Origin of the sequence: Stenotrophomonas sp. SXG-1, assembly GCF_014083965.1 — a bacterium.
Classification (GTDB): domain Bacteria; phylum Pseudomonadota; class Gammaproteobacteria; order Xanthomonadales; family Xanthomonadaceae; genus Stenotrophomonas; species Stenotrophomonas geniculata.
The window spans coordinates 3104419-3121128 of the sequence record NZ_CP046588.1 but is presented as its reverse complement, the minus strand read 5'-3'; the positions used below and the strand labels follow the sequence as shown (position 1 = coordinate 3121128).

Here is a 16710-nt window from a genome sequence, read left to right as displayed (position 1 = left end):
TTGATGATGACCACCTCGCCGCTGCTGCCATTGACCGCCGCTGACCTGCCACCGCTCGCTCCCGAGCTGGTGCTGATCGGCAGCGCTTTCGCCCTGATGATCCTCGACCTGTTCGTCAGCAACCGGAACAAGATCGTCACCCACCTGTTCTCGCTCGCTGCGCTGGCCGTGGTGCTGTTCATGCTGGCCACCGGCGTGGGCGGGCAGGGGGAGGTCTTCCATGGCATGTTCGTGCGCGATACCGCTGCGGACGTGATGAAGACCGGGATCGTGCTGCTCAGCGGCCTGACCCTGGTCTATGGCTGGCGTTACCTGCGTGACCGCAACCTGTTCCAGGGCGAGATCCCGGTGCTGATCCTGTTCGGCACCGCCGGCATGATGATCCTGGTGTCGGCCGGCAGCCTGCTGATGGTCTACCTGGGCCTGGAACTGCTGGCGCTGTGCTCCTACGCCCTGGTCGCCAGCAACCGTGAGAACGGCCTGGCCTCGGAAGCGGCGATGAAGTACATCGTGCTCGGCTCGCTGGCCTCCGGCCTGCTGCTGTACGGCATGTCGCTGATCTACGGCGCCACCGGCAGCCTGCACCTGGACGTCATCCGCGATGCCATCCCGCACTCGGAAGAGCGCGTGCTGCTGATCACCGGTGCGGTGTTCATGATCGCCGGCGTCGCCTTCAAGCTGGGTGCCGCGCCGTTCCACATGTGGCTGCCGGACGTTTACCAGGGTGCCCCGGCGCCGATCGCGCTGTTCATCAGCTCGGCGCCGAAGCTGGCCGCCTTCGGCATGGCCTACCGCCTGCTGGAAATGGGCGTGGGCCCGCTGTCGACCGAACTGCAGATGCTGATTGCCGGCCTGGCCGCCGTGTCGCTGGTCATCGGCAACCTGATGGCCATCGCGCAGAGCAACCTCAAGCGCATGCTGGCCTTCTCCACCGTGTCGCACATCGGCTTCCTGCTGATGGGCATCGCCGGTGGTGGCGCCCAGGGCTATGCCGCAGCGCTGTTCTACGCACTGGCCTACGCCATCATGTCCACCGCCGCCTTCGGTGCGATCATCGCCCTGTCGCGCGCCGGCTTTGAAGCCGAGAACATCGAGGACTTCAAGGGCCTCAATGCCCGCAACCCGTGGATGGCCGGCCTCGTGCTGTGCATCATGGCGTCGCTGGCCGGCATCCCGCCGTTCCTGGGCTTCTGGACCAAGCTGGCCGTGCTCGGCGCTGCCGTGAACGGTGGCCTGCTGTGGCTGGCGATCCTGGGCGTGCTGTGCGCGGTGGTCGGCTGCTTCTACTACCTGCGTGTCATCAAGGTCATGTACTTCGATGAGCCGGTGGGTGAGGCCATGCCGCGCAGCAACGATCGCGTGCTGGGCCTGGTGCTGGGCGTGAACGCCCTGGCGCTGCTGGCTCTGGGCCTGGCCTGGAACCCGATCATGGTCTGGTGCCAGCAGGCATTTGCGCATCTTGCATAAAAGTTGACACAAAGCTGCGCGATTCGTGTAATATGCGCAGCCTGAGTTGTCACTGCAGCGGTTCAGCCAGAACATCGTTGCGGGAGTCCTCCTCGAAAGAGCAGGGCAGCAGTTCAAACACTTCCGGTGCGGGGTGGAGCAGTCTGGCAGCTCGTCGGGCTCATAACCCGAAGGTCGCAGGTTCAAATCCTGCCCCCGCTACCAACTTCAGATCGGCGCCAACCGGTTTGATGAATGAGGGAAAGCTTGCATGTTTTGAAGCCATCACTCATAATTCCGCTTCTGATGCGGGGTGGAGCAGTCTGGCAGCTCGTCGGGCTCATAACCCGAAGGTCGCAGGTTCAAATCCTGCCCCCGCTACCAAGTAAAGAGATCGCCTTCGAAGTCCTGCTTCGAAGGCGTTTTTCTTTGCAGTTTGCGTCGTTTCCGTCCGATTGGGGTCAGATCCCTTTATCCTGCGGAAATGGGATCTGACCCCAGGCCTCGCACCTTGCACCAGCGCGGTGCAGCCGCTATCATCAGCGGCCTAGCAATACCCCTGAAGGTGGCCTCCCAGCGGGAGTCCAGACCCGGAAGGAGGGCCGCAACCGGCAGGCAATGCAGGTTGCAACCGGAATCCAGTCACCGGAGTCTTTCCGGAAAAGGGGCCCAGCGGGCCCTTTGTCGTTTCCGGGGCGTCATGTTTTCACGCCGGCCAAGGCCGGCACCCAACCAAGAGATCAAGGCAGGCTGTGAGCGACAAGGCAACCGACATCGCGAATCTGCTCGCCCCGACCGTTGTGTCGCTGGGCCTGGAGCTGCTGGGCGTTGAGTATCTGCCGGCCCCCGGCGGTGCGACCCTGCGCCTTTACATCGACGTGCCGCTGGCTGAACAGCCCGAGCGCATCATCAATGTCGACGACTGCGAGCGGGTCAGCCGCGAAGTGTCGGCGCAGCTGGACGTCGAAGACCCGATCAGCGGCAATTACACGCTGGAAGTGTCCTCGCCGGGCGTGGATCGCCCGCTGTTCAACCTGGAGCAGTTCGCCCGCCACCAGGGTGAATCGGCCAAGGTCACGCTGAAGCTGCCGCAGGACAACCGTCGTCGCCTGCAGGGCCGTATCGAGGCGACCGACGAGGCCGCTGGCACCATCACCTTCATCGTCGACAAGACCGAAGTGGTGGTGTCGGCCGACAACATCGACAAGGCACGGATCATGCCCGACTGGGTGGCGCTGGGGCTGGCCCCGAGCAAGCCGACCGGTCCGGCACCGAAGCGTCCGAAGCCGAACACGAATTCTTCTTCCAACGAGCCGGCGGCAAAGAAGCCGCGCGCGGAGTGAGCCAATGAGCAAGGAACTGTTGCTGGTAGTCGACGCAGTCGCCAACGAGAAGGGCGTGCCGCGTGAAGTGATCTTCGATGCCATCGAGGCCGCCCTGGCCTCGGCAGCGAAGAAGCGCTATCCCGACGAGGAAGTGCTGACCCGCGTGGTCATCGACCACAAGGATGGCAGCTACGAAACCTACCGCCGCTGGGAAGTGGTGGCCGATGACGTGGTCATGGAATCGCCGGATCGCCAGATCCGCCTGATGGACGCGGTCGATGAGGCCGAAGGCGTGGACGTCGGCGACTACATCGAAGAGCAGATCGAGAACCCGGATTTCGGCCGCATCGCTGCCCAGGCCGCCAAGCAGGTCATCGTCCAGCGCGTGCGCGAAGCCGAGCGCCAGCAGGTCGTGGATGCATGGAAGGATCGCGTGGGTGAGCTGATCACCGGTGTGGTCAAGCGCGCCGAGCGCGGCAACATCTACGTCGACCTCGGTGGCAACGCCGAAGGCTTCATCCCGAAGGACAAGGGCATTCCGCGCGACGTGCTGCGCGCCGGCGACCGCGTGCGCGGCTACCTGGCCGAAGTCCGTTCGGAACCGCGTGGCCCGCAGCTGTTCATCAGCCGTGCCGCCCCGGAATTCATGATCGAGCTGTTCAAGCTGGAAGTGCCGGAAGTCGGCCAGGGCCTGGTGGAAATCAAGGCCTGTGCCCGCGATCCGGGCGACCGCGCCAAGATCGCCGTGCTGGCCCACGACCAGCGCACCGATCCGATCGGTGCCTGCATCGGCATGCGCGGTTCGCGCGTGCAGGCCGTGTCCAACGAGCTCAATGGCGAGCGCGTGGACATCGTGCTGTGGAACGACAACCCGGCCAACTTCGTCATCAACGCGATGGCGCCGGCCGAAGTGCAGTCGATCATCGTTGATGAAGACAAGCACTCGATGGACCTGGCTGTCGCTGAAGACCGCCTGGCCCAGGCGATCGGCAAGGGCGGGCAGAACGTGCGCCTGGCCAGCCGCCTGACCGGCTGGCAGCTCAACGTGATGACCCAGGACCAGGTCACCGCCAAGTCGGAAGCCGAGCAGGCGTCGGCCCGCCAGCTGTTCATGGACAAGCTGGAAGTGGACGAAGAGATCGCCGGCATCCTGGTCAGCGAAGGCTTCGGTACCGTCGAGGAAATCGCTTATGTCCCGGTCGGCGAACTGCTGGCCGTGGAAGGTTTCGACGAAGACATCGTCGAAGAGCTGCGCGCTCGTGCCCGCGATGCGCTGCTCAATGAGGCCCTGGCAGTCGAAGAAGGCCTTGAAGACGGCCAGCCGGCGCAGGACCTGCTGTCCCTGAAGGGCATGGACGAAGCCACCGCATATGCGCTGGCCGGCCACGGCGTGCGTACCAGCGAGGACCTGTCCGACCTGGCCGCCGACGAGGTCATGGACTTCGGTATCGAAGGACTGGATCAGGCGCGCGCCGCTGCGCTGATCCTGGCCGCCCGTGCCGAAGAGATCGCCCGACTGGAACGCGGCGAATGAGCCGGCAATGAACAGGGCCCTGAGCCGCTCAGGGCGTAGAATCCGCGCCACCTCCAGATGCGGGGGGGCGCCCACAAGATCATAGGATCCGAATGTCGCAGCAAACCACCATCCGCAAGCTTGCCGAACTGGTCAACACGCCGGTCGAAAAACTGCTGGAACAGCTGGCCGGTGCCGGCATGAAGTTCAGCGGTCCCGACCAGGTCGTGACCAGCTCCGAGAAGGTTAAGCTCCTGGGCTTCCTTCGTCGTTCGCACGGCAAGCCCGAGCAGGCCCCGGAAGAGACCGATCAGTCTGCAAAGAAGATCACGCTCAACCGCCGGAAGCAGCAGGAAGTGACGGTCAATTCCGGTCGCAGCAAGACGACCGTGAATGTCGAGGTGCGCCAGAAGCGCACCTACGTCAAGGATGGTGCGCGCGCCATGACGCCGGACGAAGAGCGCGCCGACATCCTGCGCAAGCTCGAAGAGTCGCGTGCCCGCAACCTCGCCGAACAGCAGGCCTTGGCCGAGAAGGATCGTCTGCGCGACGAAGCCATCGTCCGCGCCCGTGAGGAAGAGATTGCGGCCAAGGAACGCGCAGAGGCCGAGAAGAAGGCTGCCGAAGAGGCTGCGGCTGCCGCCAAGGCTGCCGAGGCACTGGCCGCCACCAAGCCCAAGCGCGCTCCGATCGATGAAACCGCGCCGCGGCCGCCACGCACGCCGGCCGCCGCTCCGGCTGCGCCGCGCAGTGCGCCGCCGCCGCCGCGCAACGACGACCGCAACAACCGCAGCGCGCCGCGCAACGAGCGTGGCCCGGGCGATCGTTTCGCCGGCCAGATGCACCTGTCGGCTGCCGACCGCGCGCGTCGTGGCAACAGCAACAACAGCAACACCCGTGGTCGTCCGGGCGGGCGCAACCAGGCGGGTGGCCGTCGCGACATGTCGCGCGGTGGCAACAATGCCGGTCCGCACGCCTTCGAGCGTCCGACCGCGCCGGTGGTGCGTGAAGTGGCGATCGGCGACACGATCACCGTGGCCGACCTGGCGCAGAAGCTCGCGCTGAAGGGCGGCGAGGTGGTCAAGGCGCTGTTCAAGATGGGCGTGATGGCCACCATCACCCAGTCCATCGACCACGACACCGCCGCGCTGGTGACCGAAGAACTCGGTCACAAGGCAATCCGTGCCAATGACAACGATGCCGAAGACGCACTGCTGGCCTCGACCGGTGAAAACCAGGGCGAAGCCACCCAGCGTCCGCCGGTGGTCACCATCATGGGCCACGTCGACCACGGCAAGACCTCGCTGCTGGATTACATCCGCCGTACCAAGGTCGCCACCGGCGAAGCCGGCGGCATCACCCAGCACATCGGTGCCTACCACGTGGATACGCCGAAGGGCGTGATCAGCTTCCTGGATACCCCGGGCCATGCTGCCTTCACCTCGATGCGTGCCCGCGGCGCCAAGCTGACCGATATCGTGGTGCTGGTCGTGGCCGCCGATGACGGCGTCATGCCGCAGACCAAGGAAGCGATCCAGCACGCCCGTTCGGCGGGTGTGCCGCTGATCGTGGCGATCAACAAGATCGACAAGTCCGACGCCGACCCGATGCGGGTCAAGAACGAACTGCTGTCCGAGCAGGTCGTGGCCGAAGACTTCGGTGGTGATACCCAGATGGTGGAGATCTCGGCCAAGACCGGCCTGGGCATCGACGACCTGCTGGACGCCATCTCGATCCAGGCCGAGCTGCTGGAGCTGAAGGCCGTCGACGAAGGCCGCGCCTCGGGCGTGGTGATCGAATCGTCGCTGGACAAGGGCCGCGGCCCGGTCGCGACCGTGCTGGTGCAGCAGGGCCGCCTGAAGAAGGGCGACTACCTGGTGTGCGGCATCCAGTACGGCCGCGTGCGTGCGCTGTTCGACGAAACCGGCAAGCAGCCGGAGTTCGCCGGCCCGTCCATCCCGGTGCAGGTCCTGGGCCTGTCCGGCGTGCCGGAAGCCGGTGACGACTTCGTGGTCGTCGAGGATGAGCGCCTGGCCAAGGACGTTGCCCAGCAGCGTGAGACCAAGCGCCGTGAATCGCGCCTGGTGGCCACCGCTGGCAGCCGCATGGAAGACATCATGGCGACCCTGGGCAAGGGCGAGGGCCAGCAGGTCCTCAACCTGGTCATCAAGGCCGACGTGCAGGGTTCGGTGCAGGCCTTGAGCCAGGCACTGGTCGCGCTGTCCAACGACGACATCCGCATCAACGTGATCCACTCCGGCGTGGGCGGCATCACCGAATCGGACGCCAACTCGGCGGCTGCTTCGAAGGCCACCGTCATCGGCTTCAACGTGCGTGCGGATGCTTCGGCCCGTCGCATCATCGAATCCAACGGCGTCGACTTGCGTTACTTCTCGATCATCTATGACGTGATCGATCAGGTGAAGCAGGTGGCCTCCGGTCTGCTGGGCGTGGAGATCCGCGAAGAGATCATCGGTATCGCCGAGGTCCGCGACGTGTTCCGCAGCTCCAAGCTGGGCGCCGTTGCCGGCTCGATGGTCATCGAGGGCGTGGTCAAGCGCAACAAGCCGATCCGCGTGCTGCGCGACAGCGTGGTGATCTTCGAAGGCGAACTGGAATCGCTGCGCCGCTTCAAGGAAAACGTCGAGGAAGTCCGCAACGGTACCGAATGCGGTATCGCGGTGAAGGCCTACAACGACGTCAAGCCGGGTGACCAGATCGAGTGCTTCGAGCGTATCGAAGTGCCGCGCACCCTGTAATGCTGCAAGGTGGCCCGACCAACGGTCGGGCCCTACCATGTACCTGTAGCGCCCGACCGTTGGTCGGGCGACAATCGAATCAAAGGTAGCGCCCAACCGTTGGTCGGGCGACAACTGAACCAAGAGCTCCTCGTGCCCAAGACTTTCCATCGAACCGACCGTGTCTCCGCCCAGCTGCGCCGTGAACTCGGCACCCTGGTGCACAACGCCGTGCGCGAGCATGGGTTGCCCTCGGTGAGCGTGTCCGACGTGGAAATCACCCGCGACATGGCCCATGCCAAGGTGTTCGTCACCGCGCTGATGCCGGAACGTTCGGCTGAAGCCGTGGCCGGCCTGAAGGAGCTGGGCTACCGCCTGCGCATGGATCTGGCCCGCGCGATGAAGCTGCGCCACGTGCCGGAGCTGCATTTCCACTACGACGACTCGGTCGACCGTGGTGAGCACATCGACAACATCCTGCGCGACCTGCCCGATACGCTGGCCGCGGAGAAGCGTCGCGAGAGCGACGAAGAATAAGCCAGCGCCGGGCCCATGCCCGGCGTCTTTTCATTCCGGCAACGCGACGCCTGTGCGGGCCGCGTTGCGGCAGCCGGGCATGGCTCGGCTCTACAACGTCCTGTCATGACCCGAATTCAGTTCCGCCGCCTGGATGGCATCCTGCTGCTCGACAAGCCGACCGGCATGAGTTCCAACGCCGCCCTGCAGGTGGCTCGTCGCCTGTTCCGTGCCGAAAAGGGCGGCCATACCGGCAGTCTCGACCCGCTGGCCACCGGCCTGTTGCCGCTGTGCTTCGGCGAGGCGACCAAGATTGCCGGCCTGCTGCTCGGCTCGGCCAAGGCCTACGACGCCGAGATCATGCTGGGCCAGACCACCGACACCGACGATGCCGAAGGCCAGGTGCTGCTGCAGCGCCCGGTGCCTTCGATCAGTGCCGAGACCCTGCAGGCGGCGCTGGCGCCGCTGACCGGCAGCATCCGCCAGCGCGCCCCGATCTATTCGGCGCTGAAGCAGGGCGGGGAGCCGCTGTATGTGAAGGCCCGCCGCGGTGACGTCATTGAAGCGCCGGAGCGTGAGGTGCAGGTGCACGCCATCGAGGTGCTCGAGCAGCAGCCGGAGCGGTTGCGGCTGCGTGTGACCTGCGGCTCGGGCACCTATATCCGCAGCCTGGCCCGCGATCTGGGCGAGGCGCTGGGCTGTGGCGCGCATATCAGTGCGCTGCGCCGGCTCTGGGTCGAGCCGTTCCGTGAACCGGCGATGGTCACCCTGGATCAGCTGCGGGCGATGGTCGAGGCGGGTGACGAGGCGGGCATGGACGCGCTGCTGCTGCCGCTGGCGGCCGGCCTGGCTGAATACCCGCGGGTCGACCTCGATGCCGACCAGGCCCACCGCTTCTGCGTCGGCCAGCGCCAGCGCGATCTGTCGTGGCCCCGTGGTCTGGTGGCCGTGTTCGGTCCGGACGATGCTGTCCAGGGGTTGGGTCAGGTCGATGACAGTGGCCTGCTGGCTCCGCAGCGTCGTTTCAACCTCTGACCGGGCCCGGACGGTTCAGCCCCGGACCTTGTTCCGAGGCCCCCCGACCGTTACAATTTCGCGGCCGTTTTCCGGCAGCCTGCCTCGCGCAGGTTTCATCCTCGTAGTCCACGGCGAGCCTGGCGGTGCGCGAAGCGCGTTCCTGCCGGCCACGCATCACAGAGAAAAAAGAAATGTCGATCGACACCCAGAAGGTCATTGAAGACAACAAGCGCAGCTCGGCTGACACCGGCTCCCCGGAAGTCCAGGTTGCACTGCTGACCGCCCGCATCGAACTGCTGACCGGCCACTTCAAGACCCACAAGAAGGACCACCACAGCCGCCGCGGCCTGCTGCAGATGGTCAACCGCCGTCGCAGCCTGCTCGACTACCTGAAGAAGAAGGACGTCGAGCGTTACAAGGCCCTGATCGAAAAGCTTGGCCTGCGTCGCTAAGCAACGAATCCCCCGCGGCGCAGCGATGCGCCGCGGTTTTGTTTTGTAGCACCGCAATCCCCGATTCAGGCCGGAACGATCCGGCCACCCGCTGGCGGCAAGGGTCGCCGACGGTCCAAATTCGCAGACAGCATCCCCAAGGACACCCTCCGTGGCAAAAATCACCAAAACCTTCCAGTACGGCAAGCACACCGTCACGCTCGAGACCGGCGAAGTCGCCCGTCAGGCCAGCGGTGCCGTCATCGTCAAGATGGACGACACCGTACTGCTGGTCACCGCCGTCGCCGCCAAGAGCGCGCGCGAAGGCCAGGACTTCTTCCCGCTGACCGTCGATTATCAGGAAAAGTTCTACGCCGGCGGCCGTATCCCGGGTGGTTTCTTCAAGCGTGAAGGCCGTGCGACCGAGAAGGAAACCCTGATCTCGCGTCTGATCGACCGTCCGATCCGCCCGCTGTTCCCCGAAGACTACAAGAACGAAGTGCAGATCATCGCCACGGTCATGTCGCTGAACCCGGACGTGGACGGCGACATCCCGGCCCTGATCGGCGCCTCGGCTGCCCTGGCCCTGGCCGGCACCCCGTTCATGGGTCCGATCGGCGCTGCCAAGGTCGGTTACAAGAACGGCGAGTACATCCTGAACCCGACCGTCAGCGAACTGGCTGACTCGCAGCTGGAACTGGTCGTCGCCGGCACCTCCAACGCCGTGCTGATGGTTGAATCCGAAGCTGCGCTGCTGTCCGAAGAAGTGATGCTGGGCGCCGTGACCTTCGGTCACCGCGAGATGCAGAAGGTCATCAACGCGATCAACGAGCTGACCGTCGAAGCCGGCACCAAGCCGTCGACCTGGGAAGCCCCGGCCAAGAACGACGCGCTGATCTCCGCCCTGAAGGAAGCCATCGGCCCGCGCCTGGGCGAAGCCTTCCAGGTGCGCGACAAGCTGCAGCGCCGCGACGCCATCTCGGCGATCAAGAAGGACGTGGTCGAAACCCTGGCTGGCCGCGTGGCCGCTGAAGGCTGGAACCCGGCCGAGCTGTCGAAGGAATTCGGCGAGCTGGAATACCGCACCATGCGTGACTCGGTGCTGGACACCAAGGTCCGCATCGACGGCCGTGCGCTGGACACCGTCCGCCCGATCGCCGTGAAGACCGGCGTGCTGCCGCGTACCCACGGTTCCTCGCTGTTCACCCGCGGCGAAACCCAGGCCATTGTGACCATCACCCTGGGCACCGCCCGTGACGGCCAGGTCATCGACGCCGTTGCCGGTGAGTACAAGGAAAACTTCCTGTTCCACTACAACTTCCCTCCGTTCTCGGTGGGTGAGTGCGGCCGTATGATGGGCCCGAAGCGCCGCGAAATCGGCCACGGTCGCCTGGCCAAGCGCGGCGTGCTGGCTGTCATGCCGTCGCTGGAAGCCTTCCCGTACACCATCCGCGTCGTCTCGGAAATCACCGAGTCGAACGGTTCCTCGTCGATGGCCTCGGTCTGCGGCTCGTCGCTGGCCCTGATGGACGCCGGCGTGCCGGTGAAGGCGCCGGTTGCCGGTATCGCCATGGGTCTGGTCAAGGAAGGCGAGCGCTTCGTCGTCCTGTCCGACATCCTGGGTGACGAAGATCACCTGGGCGACATGGACTTCAAGGTGGCCGGTACCGCTGAGGGCATCTCCGCCCTGCAGATGGACATCAAGATCGAAGGCATCACCGAAGAGATCATGAAGCAGGCGCTGCAGCAGGCCAAGGCTGGCCGTCTGCACATCCTGGGCGAAATGGCCCATGGCCTGACCGCTCCGCGTGAAGAGCTGTCGGACTACGCGCCGCGCCTGCTGACCATCAAGATCCACCCGGACAAGATCCGCGAAGTGATCGGCAAGGGTGGTTCGACCATCCAGGCCATCACCAAGGAAACCGGCACCCAGATCGACATCCAGGACGACGGCACCATCGTCATCGCATCGGTCAACGCCATCGCTGCCCAGGCCGCCAAGGCCCGCATCGAGCAGATCACCTCGGACGTCGAGCCGGGCCGCATCTACGAAGGCAAGGTCGCCAAGATCATGGACTTCGGTGCGTTCGTCACGATCCTGCCGGGCAAGGACGGTCTGGTCCACGTGTCGCAGATCTCCAGCGATCGCGTCGAGAAGGTCGGCGACGTGCTGAAGGAAGGCGATGTGGTCAAGGTCAAGGTGCTGGAAGTCGACAAGCAGGGCCGTATCCGCCTGTCGATGAAGGCCGTGGAAGAAGGCGACGCCGTCAGCGCCGAATAATCGGCGGTGGGTGTCAACCTTGGTTGACACGCTCCTGGAATCGCTGAAATGAAAAAGCGGGCTTCGGCCCGCTTTTTCTTTGCCTTCAATCCTGTGGGTGAGAACCGTTGGTCCTTACACCTGCGCGCCTTCTTCCTCTTCCCCCAGCCACCACACCTGGCCCGGAGCGGGGTCACTCAGCGGATGCTCGCGCTGTTCGATGGCCTCCAGCACGCGTCCCGGGGCCGCAGCGGCCCACGTCGCCAGCAGCGTCTCCACCGCAGCCCGGCCCTGAGCGGCAATGCCCAGATCGCGCTGGCGCGCCCAGGTGCCTTCCTCAGTGACTTCTGCCTCGTCGCCATGCTGATGCGGGGTGCCATAGCTGCAGCGGCGGCACAGCCGGCGCACGGTCGCGGTCCAGTCCTCGACCATGCCGATGCCGGGCAGGTTCATGGCCCCCAGGGCAGCGATGTCATCGGCTGAATCGCACTGCACGAACACGGTGAAGGTCGCCATGTCCGATGGCTGCAGGCGCTGCATGGCATTGAACACCGGTACCTCGCGTTCGCCGTATGTACGGCGGCCGGTCGATGCACCGTCATGCAGCAGGATGTCGCCGAAGCGGAAGCCACTTTCGGGCAGCGGTACGTTGTCGATGCGTGCACGCACCGGATCAATGCGGCTCATGTACACCACCTCGGCATCGGACCATGGCGCCAGGCGCACGCAGGCCACGCCGAAGTTGCCCTCGATCGGGCCTTCGCCCTCGGGCAGGGTGATGCCACAGCGGGTCCACTGGCGCCGTGCTTCGGCCCAGTCCGCCATGCCGGTGGCGGCGATGCCGGCATTCCAGGCCGTGGCGACATCGAATTCCTCGCGCAGCTGCTCCGATCGCAGGTTGTCCTGCAACGAGGCCGGCCAGTCGCGCAGGTACTTGTGCGCCAGCCCGCGCATGTAATGCAGGTACGGCACTTCGGGAGCGAGTGCGATCAGCTCGGCAAACAGCGCCACCGCCTGGGGCAGGTCGCCTTCGTGGAACGCGTCGTAGGCGCGCGCTTCCAGTGACTGGCGTTCATCGAGGGATGCGTCGTCCAGCAGGTCGCCGTCGGGGTTGGTGTCGTGATCGATGCTCATGTCCATGTGCGGTTGAAGATCCGCGGCCACCTTAGCCGATGCAGGAGGCCGGGTGCGCCGCGTCGGCGCGTGTCCTGCTGCAATGCATGATGGCAGCGGCATGACTGCCCCATTGTCGCCCTCTGGCGGATCGTTGCTGTCCACTGGACGACATGTGGCGACATCGGTCCCACAGCCTCATCGGTTTGCTAACGTGGCGGCGCCTTCGAACCGGGAGATTCCATGTTCCGCCAGACCGTGGCCGTCCTTGCCGTGCTGATTGCCGGCGCCCTGCCCATTTCCGCGCACGCCGCGCCCGCACAGCCGCCGATCTTCGGTGCCTACTACCCCGGTGGTTCCGCCGAGCGCTATCCGGTGTCGAGCATTCCCGCCGAGCGCTTGACCCATCTGTTCTATGCGTTCTCCACCATCGAGGACGGCCGCTGCACGGTCGGTGCCGAAGCGCCGAAGAACTTCGCCGCGCTGGCTGAACTCAAGAAGGCGCATCCGCACCTGCACACGCTGATTTCGATCGGTGGCTGGGGCGCGGGTGGGTTCTCCGATGCAGCGTTGACCGAGGCCAGCCGCAAGCGCCTGGTGGACTCATGCATGGCACTGTTCTTTGATCGCCATGCCGGCATCTTCGATGGCGTGGATATCGACTGGGAATTCCCGGTCAGTGGCGGCCCGAAGGAGCTGGCGCACCGTCCGCAGGATCGCACCAATCTGACCCAGCTCGCGCAGGCGTTCCGCGTGGCACTTGATGCGCGCGGTCGCAAGGCGGGGCAGCCGATGCTGCTGACCGCCGCGCTGGCCGCCGGTCGCCTGCAGACCGACGGCCCCTACGATCCGGCCGCCAGCTACGACCTGCCGGCGCTGGCCAAGGTGTTCGATTTCATCAACCTGATGAGCTACGACATGGGCACTGGCTTCTCGACGGTGTCGACCTTCAACGCACCGCTGCATGAGGTACCGGCCGACCCACTGGCGCCGGAGCTGCGGCGCTGGAACAACGTGGCCGGTGCCGTGCAGTTCTACCGCGACCACGGCGTACCGGCCGACAAGCTGGTGCTGGGCGTGCCGTTCTACGGGCGCGGCTTCAAGGTCACCGGCGATGCCCCGGATGGGCTGTACCAGTCCTACAGTGCGCCGGCCGATGCCGGCGACTGGCGGGTGATCAAGGCGCGCTATCTCGACCAGCCGGGTTGGACGAAGCACTGGCAGCCGCAGGCGCAGAGCCCGTGGCTGTACAACGCCGAACGGAAGATCTTCATCAGCTACGAAGACCCGCGCTCGATCGGCCTGCGTGCGCAGTTCGCCCGTGAGCAGGGCTTGGCCGGTGTGTTCATGTGGGAGCTGACCGGCGACGACGAACAGGCCAGCCTGCTCAACGCCATGCTGGGCCCCTGGCAGAAGGCGCGCATCGGCGATTGAGCTGCATCAGGCGATGCCCGGCGCAATGCCGCAACGCCATCGGCCCAACCCCGCACAGCATGTCCATGCCCGCAGCGTTACGCTGCGGGCATGATCCATCTCGAACGCCTGGACCATCTGGTCCTCACCGTCGCCGACATCGACCGCAGTTGTGATTTCTACCAGCGCGTGCTCGGCATGCAGGTCGTGCGCTTCGGCGCGGGCCGTACCGCGTTGCAGTTCGGCCAGCAGAAGATCAATCTGCATCCGGCCAGTGCCCCGCTGCAGCCGCATGCGTTACGACCCACGCCGGGCAGTGCCGACCTGTGTCTGGTCACGTTTACGGCGACAGTCGATGTGCTGGCCCACCTGCAGGCGCAGGCCGTCGCGGTGGAGGAGGGGCCGGTGGCCCGCACCGGCGCACTGGGGCCGATCGAATCGGTGTACTTCCGCGACCCGGATGGCAACCTGATCGAAGTCAGCCGTTACCCGGACCCAGCGCACCTGCTCCGGTAGCGCCGTGCCATGCCCGGCGAAGGCTCAGTTGGCCCAGACGCTGTTCGGATCGCCGTTGCGGGCGCGGCGTTGACTGGCCACTGCCAGGCGGGCGAAGCCGAAGGCCATGGCCAGCGCGATGGCATCGACCCAGAACAGCGGCCAGTGGCCACGCGCCGCAGCACGCCACAGCCAGTCACCATTGAGTGCGCCGTGCAGGATCGGCACCAGCGCGGTACTGATTGCCGCCGCCCACAGCAGCTCGCGTGCGGCCTGTGCCGGGCGGCGCAGCGCGGCCCACAGCGCACAGGCCGCCCAGCTGCCGAAGCAGGCCCAGCGGATGCCGTGGTCGACCGCCGCCGGCGCCAGCCGTTCCAGCACCAGCGCGGTGAGGAACGCGACCGAGATCGCCACGCACAGGCCGATGCACACGCCGACCGTGGCCCGTGCCATGTTCACTCCGGCGCGCGGTTGCTGCGGCTGGCGACGCTTGCGCCGCGACTCGATCCACAGCAGGTTGCCCGAGTAGAACAGGAACGCACCGCCCAGGCCGAGCAGGAAGTACAGCCAGACCACCACGCCGTTGCCGAACTCGCCGAAGTGCAGCGCATAGGCGGCGCTGAGCGTGGCGTGGTTGGCGTCGCGCTGGCCTGGCAGCTGGGTGGCCAGTACCTGGCCGGTGGCGACATCCAGCGCCACGGCGCCGAGCGGGCCGAGGGTGCCGGTGGATTCGCCGGTGATCTCGATGGTGGCGTTGGTGTCGCCCGCGTTGGCCAGCTTCAGGTAGGCCGGCTCGAAGCTGGTCACGCCCTGTGCGCGCGCCACCTCCAGCGCCCGCGCCTGCAGCACGCGCAGGCTGCCCGGCGGCGAGGGGATGCCGGTCGCTTCACGCACCGGTGCGGTGTCCATCGCTGTTGGCACGGCCTGCAGGGCCTTGCCGTCGAAGATCAGGGGGTTGAGCAGGGCCATCTGCACGAACACCAGGCAGAGCAGGGCGCCGGTCACCGCGAACATCAGGTGGAAGGGCAGGCTCAGTACGCCGATCACGTTGTGCGCGTCCTGCCACAGCTGTTTCAGGTTGCGCCCCGGACGCAGCGCGAACAGGTCGCCGAGCAGCTTCGGCAGATGGATCACCAGGCCGCTGAGCAGCGCCATGCCGTACAGCAGGCTGACAATGCCCATCACGTAGATGCCGGCCACGGGCAGGCCCAGGCTGTAGTGCAGCTCGTTGACCAGCTCGGCCAGCCCGGTCTGCGGCGGCGTCGGGCTGCCGCCAATCTGCCCCGGCCAGGCATAACGCCAGCTGCCATCATCGGCCTGCCAGTACGCAAGTGGCTGCGGGTGGTCGGCGCCGGGGAAGGTCATGCCGACGTGGCGGCGGGCTTCCGGGTGTGTCGCCAGTACGTCTTCCAGCAGGTACTGCGCATCGTCCAGCCCGGCTGGCAGTGCGGTGGCCGCGCCCGGGGTCTGCCACAGCGGCAGGTCGTGATGGAACAGGGTCAGCGCACCGGCGTAGAAGGCCACGAACAGGCCGAACCCGGCGACCAGGCCGACCCAGGTGTGCAGGGTGGTGAACGTGCGCAGCGTCTGCGAACTGAACTTCATGGGAGAGGTCTCATTGCACCGCGCCGGTCAGGCGCAGCAGCCCGAGCACGGCGAAGCCGGCGGCGGCGCTGCCGCCCAGCACGAGCCAGGCACGCAGCGCGCTGCGGAAACTGAACGCCCACAGGGCGGCCAGCATCCACAGCGGGATGAAAGCGATCAGGGTCGGCACCAGCGCCCGCTGCCAGGGGCCGGGCGGCAGCCATGCCAGCAGGCCGGTCGCGGCCGCGGCCAGGAAGAAGCCGGCGACGATGCCGGCGAAGGCGCGCGGCCACATCAGGGCGACTCCGTGCCCGGGCGATGCCAGGCGGCCAGTGCCGGCAGCAGCATCGCCGCCAGCATCCAGGTGCACAGCATGGCCACCAGGCCGGCGGCAAAGCCGAGCTCGGCCATCCACAGCCACAGCGCGGCGGCGGCCGCGACCAGGCCGATCTGGCGGCCCAGGCGGCCGGCCCGGCGCAGGCGCGGCCAGCGGCAGTGCGGCGAGGCGGCATAGAAGGCCAGCGCGGAGAACATCGCCGCCAGCATGCCCAGGCTGCAGAAGCCCAGGGTGGAAAGGCCGACGGTGATCATTGCGGGCGGCCGCCGTGGCAGCGGGCCAGCGAACGCGGGGCACGGGCGGGGCCGGCGGGAGCCGGTCGGAGCGGGTGGCGCATCACGAGGTCCTGGGGGGAAGCGGGCAGGCTGGCACGGGGCGGGCTGCGCGGACATGGTAATCATTGCGTTTTCACGCCGCCAGCGAGGGCCATTCAGCGTAACGTACGGTAGCCCTTGGGCTTTCCGGTGCGCTGGTTTAAGATCATCACACTCCCTGACTGGAACAAGGTGGCCCGCGCCCAGC

At 66.3% G+C, this 16710-nt stretch carries 14 protein-coding genes and 2 tRNA genes; 12 read left to right on the top strand and 4 right to left on the bottom strand.

Going from position 1 to position 16710, the window contains the following annotated elements:
• Positions 1 to 6 precede the first annotated feature (6 nt).
• The 10 genes from nuoN (at position 7) to pnp (ending at position 11267) form a co-directional block, all read left to right on the top strand.
• Positions 7 to 1467: an NADH-quinone oxidoreductase subunit NuoN gene (nuoN, locus tag GOC52_RS14395; protein WP_191849724.1), complete on the top strand. Its 1461-nt coding sequence runs from the start codon at positions 7 to 9 to the stop codon at positions 1465 to 1467.
• 127 nt (positions 1468 to 1594) lie between these two features.
• A tRNA-Met gene (locus tag GOC52_RS14390) sits at positions 1595 to 1671 on the top strand.
• A gap of 82 nt (positions 1672 to 1753) precedes the next feature.
• Positions 1754 to 1830 (top strand) — tRNA-Met (locus tag GOC52_RS14385).
• 368 nt (positions 1831 to 2198) lie between these two features.
• Positions 2199 to 2789 (top strand): ribosome maturation factor RimP, encoded by a 591-nt coding sequence (rimP, locus tag GOC52_RS14380; RefSeq protein WP_005410450.1) that lies wholly within the window; start codon positions 2199 to 2201, stop codon positions 2787 to 2789.
• A 4-nt stretch (positions 2790 to 2793) separates the two neighbouring features.
• Complete coding sequence (gene nusA / locus GOC52_RS14375) at positions 2794 to 4305, top strand: transcription termination factor NusA (protein ID WP_006458580.1); 1512 nt, start codon at positions 2794 to 2796, stop codon at positions 4303 to 4305.
• Between the two features lie 92 nt (positions 4306 to 4397).
• Positions 4398 to 7043: a translation initiation factor IF-2 gene (gene infB / locus GOC52_RS14370; protein WP_010486450.1), complete on the top strand. Its 2646-nt coding sequence runs from the start codon at positions 4398 to 4400 to the stop codon at positions 7041 to 7043.
• Between the two features lie 132 nt (positions 7044 to 7175).
• On the top strand, positions 7176 to 7559 hold the full coding sequence (rbfA, locus tag GOC52_RS14365; protein ID WP_005410447.1) for a 30S ribosome-binding factor RbfA: 384 nt from the start codon (positions 7176 to 7178) through the stop codon (positions 7557 to 7559).
• Positions 7560 to 7664: 105 nt separating this feature from the next.
• Entirely contained in the window at positions 7665 to 8573 is a 909-nt protein-coding gene (gene truB, locus GOC52_RS14360; protein WP_043401948.1) for a tRNA pseudouridine(55) synthase TruB, read from the top strand.
• Between the two features lie 173 nt (positions 8574 to 8746).
• The gene (gene rpsO, locus GOC52_RS14355; RefSeq protein ID WP_005410445.1) at positions 8747 to 9007 is read left to right on the top strand and encodes a 30S ribosomal protein S15; all 261 of its coding nucleotides are present in this window, start codon (positions 8747 to 8749) and stop codon (positions 9005 to 9007) included.
• A 151-nt stretch (positions 9008 to 9158) separates the two neighbouring features.
• Positions 9159 to 11267 (top strand): polyribonucleotide nucleotidyltransferase, encoded by a 2109-nt coding sequence (gene pnp / locus GOC52_RS14350; RefSeq protein WP_032128652.1) that lies wholly within the window; start codon positions 9159 to 9161, stop codon positions 11265 to 11267.
• Positions 11268 to 11381: 114 nt separating this feature from the next.
• Here pnp and GOC52_RS14345 read toward each other — a convergent pair whose 3' ends face one another.
• On the bottom strand, positions 11382 to 12380 hold the full coding sequence (locus tag GOC52_RS14345; protein WP_238794403.1) for a tetratricopeptide repeat protein: 999 nt from the start codon (positions 12378 to 12380) through the stop codon (positions 11382 to 11384).
• 222 nt (positions 12381 to 12602) lie between these two features.
• Between GOC52_RS14345 and GOC52_RS14340 the strand changes: the two genes are divergently transcribed.
• Positions 12603 to 13793, top strand: a complete 1191-nt coding sequence (locus tag GOC52_RS14340; protein ID WP_191849720.1) for a glycoside hydrolase family 18 protein — start codon at positions 12603 to 12605, stop codon at positions 13791 to 13793.
• Positions 13794 to 13883: 90 nt separating this feature from the next.
• Positions 13884 to 14288 carry a VOC family protein gene (locus GOC52_RS14335; protein WP_054172224.1) on the top strand — a complete coding sequence of 135 codons (405 nt, stop codon included), beginning with the start codon at positions 13884 to 13886 and terminating at the stop codon, positions 14286 to 14288.
• A gap of 24 nt (positions 14289 to 14312) precedes the next feature.
• Here the strand turns inward: GOC52_RS14335 and GOC52_RS14330 are convergent, their stop codons facing one another.
• The 3 genes from GOC52_RS14330 to GOC52_RS14320 are packed head-to-tail and all read right to left on the bottom strand — an operon-like array spanning position 14313 to position 16442.
• Positions 14313 to 15872, bottom strand: coding sequence for a PepSY-associated TM helix domain-containing protein (locus tag GOC52_RS14330; protein WP_019336890.1), 1560 nt, complete (start codon positions 15870 to 15872; stop codon positions 14313 to 14315).
• Between the two features lie 10 nt (positions 15873 to 15882).
• Positions 15883 to 16146, bottom strand: coding sequence for a hypothetical protein (locus GOC52_RS14325; protein WP_043401932.1), 264 nt, complete (start codon positions 16144 to 16146; stop codon positions 15883 to 15885).
• Complete coding sequence (locus tag GOC52_RS14320; RefSeq protein WP_005410439.1) at positions 16146 to 16442, bottom strand: hypothetical protein; 297 nt, start codon at positions 16440 to 16442, stop codon at positions 16146 to 16148. Before GOC52_RS14320 ends, GOC52_RS14325 begins: the two co-directional genes overlap by 1 nt.
• Positions 16443 to 16710: the final 268 nt, after the last annotated feature.

Excerpts from the sequence above, each read along its gene's own strand:
- nuoN (WP_191849724.1), top strand. The coding sequence starts at position 7 with ATGACCACCTCGCCGCTGCTGCCATTGACCGCCGCTGACCTGCCACCG.
- nusA (WP_006458580.1), top strand. The coding sequence starts at position 2,794 with ATGAGCAAGGAACTGTTGCTGGTAGTCGACGCAGTCGCCAACGAGAAG.
- infB (WP_010486450.1), top strand. The coding sequence starts at position 4,398 with ATGTCGCAGCAAACCACCATCCGCAAGCTTGCCGAACTGGTCAACACG.
- truB (WP_043401948.1), top strand. The coding sequence starts at position 7,665 with ATGACCCGAATTCAGTTCCGCCGCCTGGATGGCATCCTGCTGCTCGAC.
- rpsO (WP_005410445.1), top strand. The coding sequence starts at position 8,747 with ATGTCGATCGACACCCAGAAGGTCATTGAAGACAACAAGCGCAGCTCG.
- GOC52_RS14345 (WP_238794403.1), bottom strand. The coding sequence starts at position 12,380 with ATGAGCATCGATCACGACACCAACCCCGACGGCGACCTGCTGGACGAC.
- GOC52_RS14340 (WP_191849720.1), top strand. The coding sequence starts at position 12,603 with ATGTTCCGCCAGACCGTGGCCGTCCTTGCCGTGCTGATTGCCGGCGCC.
- GOC52_RS14335 (WP_054172224.1), top strand. The coding sequence starts at position 13,884 with ATGATCCATCTCGAACGCCTGGACCATCTGGTCCTCACCGTCGCCGAC.
- GOC52_RS14330 (WP_019336890.1), bottom strand. The coding sequence starts at position 15,872 with ATGAAGTTCAGTTCGCAGACGCTGCGCACGTTCACCACCCTGCACACC.
- GOC52_RS14325 (WP_043401932.1), bottom strand. The coding sequence starts at position 16,146 with ATGTGGCCGCGCGCCTTCGCCGGCATCGTCGCCGGCTTCTTCCTGGCC.
- GOC52_RS14320 (WP_005410439.1), bottom strand. The coding sequence starts at position 16,442 with ATGATCACCGTCGGCCTTTCCACCCTGGGCTTCTGCAGCCTGGGCATG.